Origin of the sequence: Streptomyces sp. NPDC089915 (assembly GCF_040684675.1) — a bacterium.
Lineage (GTDB): Bacteria > Actinomycetota > Actinomycetes > Streptomycetales > Streptomycetaceae > Streptomyces.
The window spans coordinates 35,605-45,621 of record NZ_JBFBGN010000049.1 but is presented as its reverse complement, the minus strand read 5'-3'; the positions used below and the strand labels follow the sequence as shown (position 1 = coordinate 45,621).

General features: G+C 75.4%; 6 protein-coding genes. 5 read left to right on the top strand and 1 reads right to left on the bottom strand.

Features of this window, described 5'->3' with window-relative positions; genetic code table 11:
- The first annotated feature begins 203 nt into the window (after positions 1 to 203).
- Positions 204 to 854 (top strand): DUF305 domain-containing protein, encoded by a 651-nt coding sequence (locus tag AB0O29_RS17230; RefSeq protein ID WP_365152432.1) that lies wholly within the window; start codon positions 204 to 206, stop codon positions 852 to 854.
- Between the two features lie 72 nt (positions 855 to 926).
- Here the strand turns inward: AB0O29_RS17230 and AB0O29_RS17225 are convergent, their stop codons facing one another.
- Entirely contained in the window at positions 927 to 2,996 is a 2,070-nt protein-coding gene (locus AB0O29_RS17225) for a SpoIIE family protein phosphatase (RefSeq protein ID WP_365152430.1), read from the bottom strand.
- Positions 2,997 to 3,251: 255 nt separating this feature from the next.
- Here AB0O29_RS17225 and AB0O29_RS17220 point away from each other — a divergent pair, with 255 nt between their 5' ends.
- The 4 genes from AB0O29_RS17220 (at position 3,252) to AB0O29_RS17205 (ending at position 9,961) form a co-directional block, all read left to right on the top strand.
- Positions 3,252 to 3,482 carry a hypothetical protein gene (locus AB0O29_RS17220; protein ID WP_365152428.1) on the top strand — a complete coding sequence of 77 codons (231 nt, stop codon included), beginning with the start codon at positions 3,252 to 3,254 and terminating at the stop codon, positions 3,480 to 3,482.
- Positions 3,483 to 3,548: 66 nt separating this feature from the next.
- Positions 3,549 to 4,649 (top strand): glutamate--cysteine ligase, encoded by a 1,101-nt coding sequence (locus AB0O29_RS17215; RefSeq protein WP_365152426.1) that lies wholly within the window; start codon positions 3,549 to 3,551, stop codon positions 4,647 to 4,649.
- 65 nt (positions 4,650 to 4,714) lie between these two features.
- The gene (locus AB0O29_RS17210) at positions 4,715 to 7,654 is read left to right on the top strand and encodes a HAMP domain-containing protein (RefSeq protein WP_365152424.1); all 2,940 of its coding nucleotides are present in this window, start codon (positions 4,715 to 4,717) and stop codon (positions 7,652 to 7,654) included.
- A 9-nt stretch (positions 7,655 to 7,663) separates the two neighbouring features.
- Positions 7,664 to 9,961 carry a SpoIIE family protein phosphatase gene (locus AB0O29_RS17205; RefSeq protein ID WP_365152422.1) on the top strand — a complete coding sequence of 766 codons (2,298 nt, stop codon included), beginning with the start codon at positions 7,664 to 7,666 and terminating at the stop codon, positions 9,959 to 9,961.
- The last annotated feature ends 56 nt before the right edge of the window (positions 9,962 to 10,017 follow it).

Here is a 10,017-nt window from a genome sequence, read left to right as displayed (position 1 = left end):
GCACCATCTACCGGTGGTGCTCTTGGCCACGCCGGACCGGCGGGCGACCCCCTCGATGGTCAGGGCGCCGTAGCCGCCGGATTCGAGGAGGTCGGTCGTCGCGTCGAGAGCGAACTGCAGCTCCTGCGCATATAGGGCGGCTCTCCGGCGTTCCCGCCGGCCGAGCCCGTTCCGACACGTTCCAGCACAGGAGAAGCACCACCATGTACGCCAAGCGTTCCCTGATCCGCCGCACCACCGCGCTCGCCGCGGCCGCCACCGCCGCCCTCGTCCTCGCCGCCTGCGGCGGGAAGTCCGACGGCGCCGCCTCCGGGCACGCGGGCGGCCACGAGGCCTCCGCGTCCGCCTCCGCCCCCGCCGCCCCCTCGGGCCCCGCGCGGGGGTCGGGCGCGAACAACGCCGCCGACACCGCCTTCGCCCAGGGGATGATCCCGCACCACCGCCAGGCCGTGGAGATGGCCTCGCTCGCCGCGACCCGCGCCGAGTCGGCCGAGGTCAAGGCGCTCGCCGACGAGATCAAGAAGGCCCAGGACCCGGAGATCACGACCCTCTCCGGCTGGCTCACCTCCTGGGGCGAGCAGGTACCCGCCGCCGAGGGCGGCGGCCACTCGGGCCACTCCATGTCCGGGATGATGACCGGCGAGGAGATGGACCAGCTGTCGAAGGCCTCCGGCAAGGCCTTCGACACCGCGTTCCTCCAGCTGATGGTCAAGCACCACGAGGGCGCCGTCGCCATGGCGAAGACGGAGCGGACGGGCGGCGCGTACCAGCCCGCCAAGGACATGGCCGCCTCGATCATCGGCTCCCAGAGCGCCGAGATCACCCGGATGAACGGCCTCCTCGGCAAGAACTGACCCCGGCGCCGGACACCGGCCGCGGCCCCGCCCCGCCCCCACCGGGCGGCGCGGGGCCGCGGCCCTCCGGGGTCAGCCGCCGACCCGTGCGACGAGGAGGGCGATGTCGTCGTCCGCGGCGGCCGGCACCAGGTGGCTGATCAGCGAGTCGCAGACGTGGTCCGGCTGGCGCCTCGGGTCCGCCAGGAGCTGCGCGAGCTCGGCCAGCCGCTCGTCGAGGTCGCTGCCCCGCGCCTCGATCAGGCCGTCCGTGTAGAGGACGAGGAGGCTGCCCGGCGGCACCTCCACCTCGACCGGGGTGAACGCGATGCCCCCGACCCCCAGGGGGACGCCGGGCGGGGTGTCGAGGATCCGGACCGTGCCGTCGGGCAGGGCCAGGGCGGGCGGCGGGTGCCCGGCCCGGGTGACGGTGCAGCGCCCGGCCGCCGGGTCGACGACCACGTACAGGAAGGTGGCGAGCATCGGCTCGGCGAGGTCGGCGAGGGCCGCCTCCAGCTGGTGCAGCAGCCGCACGGGCGACAGGTCCAGGCGGGCGAGGGAGCGTACGGAGGCGGAGAGCCGGCCCATGACGGCGGCGGCGCCGATGCCGTGCCCCATCACGTCGCCGATCAGCAGCGCGGCCTTGCCGCCGGCCAGGGGCAGGACGTCGTACCAGTCCCCGCCGACCTCGTTGACGTCGCTCGCGGGCAGGTAGCGGTGGCTGACGTCGATGCCCGCAGGCGGGGTGATGTGCTGGGGCAGCATGCTGCGCTGGAGGATGACGGCGGTCTCGTGCTCGCGGTGGTAGAGGCGGGCGTTGTCGATGCTGAGGGCGGCGCGGGCGGCGAGTTCGGAGGCGAGGGTGACGTCCTCGGAGCCGAAGGGGCCGATCGGGCGGGTGCGGTAGAAGCCGGCCACGCCGAGGACCCGGTCCCGGGCCACCAGCGGGGCCATGACGAGGGAGTGGACCCCCGCCTCGACGAGCTGCGCCGGTCTGGCCGTGTGCCGGGCGGCGGGGGCGATCGTCCGCTCGTCGAGGTGCGCCACCAGGAAGGGCTGCCGTCCGGCGAGGGCCTGGGTGTAGGGGGCGGTCGCGGGGAAGGAGAGGGTGCGGCCGAGGGGGGCGAGGATGTCCGTCACCCGCGATCCGCCGAGCGGGGCCCGGCCCAGCCGGCGCAGGGCCGCCCCGCCGGTGAGGCCCATGCCGGGCTCGTCCCCCCGGGCCAGGGCGTCGAGGACGTCGACGGTGACCGCGTCGGCGAGGCGCGGGACGGCGAGGTCGGCGAGTTCCTGCGCGGTCCGCTCCAGGTCCAGGCTGGAGCCCATCCGGATGCTGGCCTCGCTGAGCAGGGCGAGCCGGCGCCGGCCCGCCTCCGCCTCGACGTGGTCGCGCCGCTGCTCGGTGATGTCCACGAGGGAGGCGATGATCCCGATGGGCATGTGGGCGGGGTCCTCCACGCGGACGTAGGAGCAGGACCAGACCCGGTCGAGTTCCGGTTCGGCCGGGGTGCGCCCGACGCGCCGGCGGTCGAGGACCGGCTCGCCGCTCTCCAGGACCTGGAGCATGGCCTCCTCCATCTCGCGGGCGTTGACCGCGGGGAGGATCTCGGCGAGGCGGCGCCCGACGTGGGCGGACTCCGGCAGCCCGTTCATGACCTCCAGGGCGGCGTTGACCTGCAGGAACCGCAGCTGTGTGTCGAGGATGGCGATGCCGACGGGCGAGCGGGCGAACAGGCCGTCCCAGACCGCCGAGGAGCCCCGGATACGGCGGGCGGCGGGGGCGTCGGCGGCGAAGACCAGGACCGTCGCGGCGCCGTGGCCCTGCCGGTCCGCCACGGGTGAGGCCCATATCTCCAGCTCCATGGGGTGCCCGTCGCGGTGCCAGGCGGTCACCGTGCCCATCACCCCCCGCCCGGTGGCCGCGGTCTCCCACAGGGAACGGCCCAGACTGCGGTCGGATCCGGGGTGGAGGAGGTCGGCGATGTTGTGGCCGAGCATCTGCGGCGGGGCGTAGCCGAGCAGTTCCTGGGCGACCTGGTTCCAGCGGACGATCGTCCCGGTGGCGCTGGTGGCCACCAGCGCCACCGGGAGGGAGCCCAGCCAGCCGCCGGCGGCCTGCGCCGCGCTGTCGATCAGGTCGTCGACCTGGATGTCCTCGTTCATCCGGCACGCACCCCACGCCCGAGCCCGTCCCGCCGGCCGCCCGGACACCCGGCCGGCCCGCGGGAAACCCAGCATCCCCTCCATCGTCTGCCGCCCCGCGCCCGGCCGCCTCCCGGCCCGTGTGGACCGCCCCGCGTTCGAGACCACGGGGCGGCACGTCGGCGTCTTCCCGGGGGCGGTGGCGGCAAACGCACGGGGGTAGGTTCGAAAGGGGGAGGAAAACCACCGAGAGGGTGGGGCCGAGGAGTGTGCGTCATGGGTGAGAGAGAGCGGGACGAGGGCCGGAGCCGGGACGGGACCCCCGAGCGGGGCCACGGACGGCGGATCCGCGGGCGGTCGCCGGAGCCCGGGCAGCTGAGGACCGGCGGACGGCCGCGCACCCCCGACGAGGTCACGCACGAGCGGGGCCGCGAGGACGCGACGATGCGCGACGTGATGAGGGACCTGCGCGAGGAGGACCTGGACGGCATGCGCGACGACCGCTGACGCCCGTGCGCGGGACTGGGCGCGCCACGGGCGGGTAGGCGCGGGGTCCCGAGGGAGGAGACCCCGATGCGCACGCTGACGATGGGAGTGGAGGAGGAGTTCCTCCTCGTCGACGCGGCCGGCAGGCGCCCCGCGGAACGGGCGCCCGAAGTGATCGCGGCTGCCGCCGTCGAGCTGGGCGAGCAGGTCCAGTCGGAGTTCTACAACGCGCAGGTGGAGGTGTGCACGCGGCCCGTCTCCGACACCCGCGGGCTGCGGGCCGAGCTGGCGCGGCTGCGGCGTACCGCGGTGGCCGCCGCCGGGGAGTACGGGTGCCGGCTGGTGGCGACCGGGACCCCCGCGGTCCCTCCCGCCCGGCCGCTGACCGTCACCGACTCCGACCGCTACCGGCGCATGGCCCGCGCGTTCGCCCCGCTCGTCGGCCGCTACGACGGCCTGGTGTGCGGCTGCCACGTGCACCTCGGCAGCATGGACCGGGCCACTGCCCTGAGCCTGTCGCACCGGATGCGCCCCTGGCTGCCCGTGCTGCAGTGCCTGACCGGCAACTCCCCCTTCGCCCTGGGCCGTGACACCGGCTTCGACAGCTGGCGCTTCAAGCAGTTCGCCCGCTGGCCGACCGTGGGTCCCGCCCCGGTGATGCGCGAAGCGCAGTACGAGGCGTACGTGGGCGCCCTCGTCGAGGACCGGATCCTGCTGGACCGGCGGATGCTCTACTGGTACGCCCGCCCCTCCGAGCACGTGCCCACCCTGGAGGTCCGCGTCGCCGACGCCAACGCCGACCTCGACACGGTGGTCCTCGTCGCCGCCCTGCTCCGCGGTCTCGCGCAGGCCCTGCTCCTGGAGGCCGAGGACGACCGGCCGCCCCCGGAGGTGTCCGACCGGCGGCTGCGCGCCGCGCACGAACTCGCCGCCGCCGACGGGCTGGACGGCTGGGGACTCGACCCCGCCACCGGCGGGCGGCTGCCCGCCGGCACGCTCGTGGAGCGCATGCTGGCCCGCGCGGCCCCCGGGCTGGAGGCCAGCGGGGACCTGGCCCTGGTGGAGGACCTGCTGCGGCGGCTGCGCCGCGAGGGCAGCGGAGCCGCCCGCCAGCGCGCCGTGCTGAACCGGCACGGCCGCCTCACCGAGGTGGTCGACGCCCTCGCCGACGCCACCGCGTCGGTGTAGGCAGACGTCCCTGCGGGGCCCGCCCGTGTCACAGTGGAGGCGATGGTTCCTCTTCAGGGCTGGTCATGGACGACACAGACAGAACGCTGGAGCAGCTGCTGGCGGGCCTGACGGCGGTCCGCGAGGGAAATCTGGACATCCGGCTTCCGGAGGACGCCGGCGGACTGCCCGGGAACATCGCGGCCGTCTTCAACGGCATGGTCGCGCAGCTGTCGCTGGTGACCACCGAGGTCACCCGGGTGGCCCAGGAGGTCGGCGGGCAGGGGCGGCTCGGCGGGCAGGCCCGGGTGCCGCCGCCGGTCGGCGGGGTCTGGCGCGAGCTCACCGACGGCGTCAACAGCATGGCCGACAACCTGACCTCGCAGGTGCGCAACATCTCCCAGGTGGCCACGGCGGTGGCCCGGGGCGACCTGACCCAGAAGATCAGGGTCGACGCGCGCGGGGAGATCCTGGAGCTGAAGGAGACCATCAACACGATGGTCGAGCGGCTGTCCTCCTTCGCGGAGGAGGTCACCCGGGTGGCCCGCGAGGTCGGCACGGACGGGAAGCTGGGCGGCCAGGCCACCGTCCACGGGGTGTCGGGCACCTGGATGGACCTGACCAACAACGTGAACTCGATGGCGGACAACCTGACGAACCAGGTCCGCAACATCGCCCAGGTCACCACGGCCGTCGCCGAGGGCGACCTCACCCGCAAGATCGACGTGGACGCCCGCGGCGAGATCCTGGAGCTGAAGACGACGATCAACACGATGGTCGACCAGCTGGGCTCGTTCGCCGCCGAGGTGACCCGGGTGGCGCGCGAGGTCGGCAGCGAGGGGCGGCTCGGCGGCCAGGCCGAGGTCGCGGACGTCTCGGGCACCTGGCGCCGGCTGACCGAGAACGTCAACGAGCTCGCGGCCAACCTGACCGGGCAGGTGCGGGCCATCGCCGAGGTCACCGGCGCCGTGGCCCGCGGGGACCTGACCCGTACCGTCGCCGTCGAGGCGCCCGGCGAGGTCGGGGAGCTCAAGGACAACATCAACGCCATGGTGGAGTCGCTGCGCGCCACCACCCGGGCCAACGAGGAGCAGGACTGGCTCAAGACCCACCTCGCGCGGATCTCCGGCGGGATCCAGGGCCGGCGCGACCTCACCACGGTGGCCCGGCTGGTCATGCGGGAGGTGCCGCCGCTGGTCCACGCGCAGTACGGCTGCTTCTTCCTGTCCCAGGACGGTCCCGAGGGCGCCGAGGGGACCGGCGGGGCGGAGCTGGTGGCGATCGCCTCGTACGGGCTGCCCGACGACCCGGCGTCCGGCCCGCGCCGCTTCCGCCCGGGCCGCTCCCCGGTCGGCCAGGCGGCCGCCGACCACCGGATCCTCGTCGTGGAGGACCTGCCGCCCGGGTACGCGCCGGTCGTCACCGGAACGGGTTCGGCCGACCCGTCCGCCCTGATCGTGCTGCCCATCGTCTTCGAGGGGCAGGTGCTCGGCGCTCTGGAGTTCGCGTCCCTGCGCCCCCTCGCCCCCCTGCACCGGGCGTTCCTGGAGCAGTTCACCGAGCTCCTGGGGGTCAACGTCAGCTCCCTGACCGCCAACGCCCGGACCGACGAGCTGCTGGAGCGCTCCCAGCGGCTGACGGCCGAGCTGAGCGCCCGGTCGGGCGAACTCCAGGCCCGCCAGCGCGAACTGCAGCGCAGCAACGCCGAACTCCAGGACAAGGCGGCCCTGCTGGCCGACCGCAACCGGGACATCGAGCGGAAGAACCACCAGATCGAGCAGGCCCGCCAGGAACTGGAGGAGCGCGCCCGGGAGCTGGCCCGGGCCTCCCTCTACAAGTCGGAGTTCCTGGCCAACATGAGCCACGAGCTGCGCACCCCGCTCAACAGCCTGCTGATCCTCGCCCAGCTCCTCGCCCAGAACCCGGAGGGCAATCTGACGGAGAAGCAGGCGGACTACGCGGCGGTCATCCACTCGGCCGGCTCGGACCTGCTCCAGCTGATCAACGACATCCTCGACCTGTCGAAGGTCGAGGCCGGACGGATGGACGTGCACCCGGAACCGGTCGCCCTCCAGCGGGTCCTGGACTACGTGGACGTCACCTTCCGGCCCGTCGCGGACGAGCGCGGGCTGGAGTTCACCGTCAGCGGCGCCCCGTCGGCGGGCGAGGGGCTGGTCACCGACGAGGGGCGGCTGCGCCAGGTGCTGCGCAACCTGGTCTCGAACGCCCTGAAGTTCACCCGGACCGGCGGGGTCTCCCTGCGCGTGCGGCCCGCCGCCCCGCACGAGGTGCCCGACCCCCTGCGCGGGACCGGCCCCGTCCTCGCCTTCCAGGTCGTCGACACCGGGATCGGCATCCCCGCCGAGCAGCTGGAGTCCGTGTTCGACGCCTTCCAGCAGGGCGACAGCGGCGCGGACCGGGCGTACGGCGGCACCGGGCTGGGCCTGTCCATCAGCCGTGAGGTCTCCAGGCTCCTCGGCGGGACCATCACCGCCGAGAGCACGGCCGGCCAGGGCAGCCGCTTCACCCTCTACCTGCCGGAACACGACGGACGCGCACCGGACGGGGAGGCCGCGGACGGGGCCGGCGGGAAGCAGGACGAGGGCACGCCGGCGGCCGGCCTCGCGGCGCCGGTGGACGACGAGGGCCTGCGGGACCGGACGGTGCTCCTCGTCGACGACGACCCCCGCAACGTCTACGCCCTCACCGAGGTCCTCAAGTCGGCCGGCATGCAGGTGCTGAGCGCCGACAACGGGGAGGCCGGGATCAGGCTGCTGGCCGCGCACCCGGAGGTCGGGCTGGTCGTGATGGACCTGATGATGGCCGGCCTCGACGGCTACGCGACCACCCGGGCCATCCGGGCCATGCCCGGGCACGCGGAGCTGCCCGTGGTGGTGGTGACCGCGAAGGCGATGCCGGGCGACCGGACCGAGGCCCTGGCCGCCGGGGCGTCCGACTACGTGGTCAAGCCCGTGGCCCCCGACCGGCTGCTCACGGCCCTGCGCACCTGGCTGGCACCCCGCTGAGGAGGCGTGATGGGCCTGTCCGAGACCGGACTCCCCTCGGCCGTCGCGGATCTGACGGCCGAGGTGGCGGCCCTGCACGCCGACCGGGCCCGGCGCAGCCTCCTGGACCTCGCCTGCGGGGTGCTGATGGCCCAGCTGTCCCTGTCCCCCGCCGAGGCGGCCGACCACCTGCTGCGGCTGGCCGTGTCGACCGGGCTGAGCGCGGCCGACCTCGCGGCGGACGTCGTCAACGCGGCCGCCGGTCCGGACGTCGCCCGTGAGCCGGTCCCGGGGCAGGCCCCCGGCGCGGCGCCGACGCCGGAGACCCGCCGGATCCGGCGCGGGACCACCGCCGTGCTGGCCTCCGACACGGCCGGGGCCGCCGCGGCGGCGCTGCTGGAGGGCGGGCTGCGGCGGCTCGGCGTCGAATCCGTCTACCTGTGGCGGCGTACGGAGACCGACTGCCTGGAACTGGCCGGACACGCCGGGGCCACCCCGCTGGAGGCCGGGCACTGGCGCTGGGTGCCCCCCGAGACCGACGGGCCGCTGCACCGCGTGCTCACGGTGGGCCTGCCCGCGTGGTTCCCCGACGGGCCGGGGGCGGAGGGCCGGCTGCCCGGTCCGCACGCCGAGGCGGCCCGGGGGCTGGTCCCCCTGGACCGGGCCGGGCGGAGCGCGGGGCTCGCCCTGGTCGTCTGGCCCGCCGCCCGGGCCCTGGACGGCGCCGTGCGCGCCACCGTCGCGGCCCTGTGCCGTCCGGCCGGGCAGGCGCTGGACCACGGCGGCTCCGACGCGGCCGCCGCGCCCCGGCTCACCGCCGTCCTGGCCGAGCTGGTGCTGCCCGCGATGCTCGTCAGCGTGGCGGTTCCGGCGGGCGAGGAGGAGGGGTACGGGTTCGGGCGGACCCACACCGTGGACTACCTCAACCCGGCCGCGCTGCGCGTCCTCGGCCCCCTCCCGGCACCGGCCGGGCGGCCCGTCGCACAGCTCTTCCCCGCCGTGTACGAGGAGCTGCTCGGGCTGCTCGCGCGGGCGAACGCCACCGGCGCGCCGCAGTACGTCCCCGCCCTGCCGGCCGCCCCCTCGAACGCCCCGCCCGCGCGGGCGGGGGCGGCCGGGCCCGCGATGGCCGAGGTCCGGGTGCTGCCGCTGGGCGGCGGGCGCACCGCGGTGATGTGGCGGGCGGACGACCGGCGCGGCCCGCCGGTGACCCGGGCGCTCGCGCGGCCGGACCAGCTGGCGGTCTTCGAGGAGGACCTCGTCGCCGGGAGCACCGTGTGGAGCGCGCACGCGTACCCGGTGTTCGGGCTGCACCCCGAGGAACCGGCGGTGCCGCTGCGGGCGCTGGGCGCGCGGCTGCACCGGGAGGACGCGGGGCGGCTGGACGGCCTGCTGGCTACCCTCACCGACCGGCACGAGGGCGGTCAGGTGCTGGTGCGGGTGGTGCGGCCCGGCGGCGGGGTGCGCCGGGTCCGCGTGGCGGCCGAGCCGGTGCTCACCGGCAGCGCGCTGACCGGGATCGTCGGCGTGTTCCAGGACGTCTCCTCGCAGCACCACACGGAGGTCGCGCTCACCGCCACCTACGACCAGCTGTCCGCCGCGCGGACCGAGGCGGAGCTGCGCGACCACCTGGTGCTGGGGCTCCAGCACGCCATCGTCCCGGAGGCCCCGGCCCTGGAGACCCCGCCGGGGCTGCGGGTGGCGGCCCGCTACCGGCCGGCCGCCGCCGAGTACCGGGTGGGCGGCGACTGGTACGACGTCCAGTCCCTGCCCGACGGGAAGGTGCTGGTCACGGTGGGGGACATCGCCGGGCACGGGATCGGGTCGGCCACCGCCATGATCGCCCTGCGCGGGGCGCTGCACGGTCTGGCCTTCACGGGGAACTCCCCCGGCCGGCTGATGGAGTGGCTGAACGAGGTGGCCCTGCGCACGCCCGGGCAGCCCACGGCGACGGCCGTGTGCGCCCTGTTCGACCCCGCCGACCGCTCGCTGTTCTGGGCGGGGGCCGGGCATCCGCCGGTGCTGCTGCTGCGCGGCGGGCGGGCGCGGTTCCTGGAGGGCGCGGAGAACATCCTGCTCGGCGCGCTGCCGGGGGCCGGGTACGGGGAGACGTTCACGGAGCTGCGTTCCGGGGACACCCTGCTGCTGTACACGGACGGGTTCGTCGAGCGCCGGCACGTGGGGCTGGACGAGAGCCTGGAGACGCTGCGCGCGGCGACGGAGCGGCTGCGGCCCGGCCCGGCGGAGGAGCTCGCGGACCGGCTGATGGCCGCGGTCCTCGGGGACACGGACGACGACACGAGCCTGGTGGTGGTGCGGGTGACCTGACGCGACCGAATGAACAAAAGGGTCATTACCGGCCGGAACGGGTATGAAACAGTCGT

Bases quoted from the DNA above. Each gene is read 5' to 3' on its own strand.
- AB0O29_RS17220 (WP_365152428.1), top strand. From the start codon at position 3,252: ATGGGTGAGAGAGAGCGGGACGAGGGCCGGAGCCGGGACGGGACCCCC.
- AB0O29_RS17205 (WP_365152422.1), top strand. From the start codon at position 7,664: ATGGGCCTGTCCGAGACCGGACTCCCCTCGGCCGTCGCGGATCTGACG.
- AB0O29_RS17230 (WP_365152432.1), top strand. From the start codon at position 204: ATGTACGCCAAGCGTTCCCTGATCCGCCGCACCACCGCGCTCGCCGCG.
- AB0O29_RS17210 (WP_365152424.1), top strand. From the start codon at position 4,715: ATGGACGACACAGACAGAACGCTGGAGCAGCTGCTGGCGGGCCTGACG.
- AB0O29_RS17215 (WP_365152426.1), top strand. From the start codon at position 3,549: ATGCGCACGCTGACGATGGGAGTGGAGGAGGAGTTCCTCCTCGTCGAC.
- AB0O29_RS17225 (WP_365152430.1), bottom strand. From the start codon at position 2,996: ATGAACGAGGACATCCAGGTCGACGACCTGATCGACAGCGCGGCGCAG.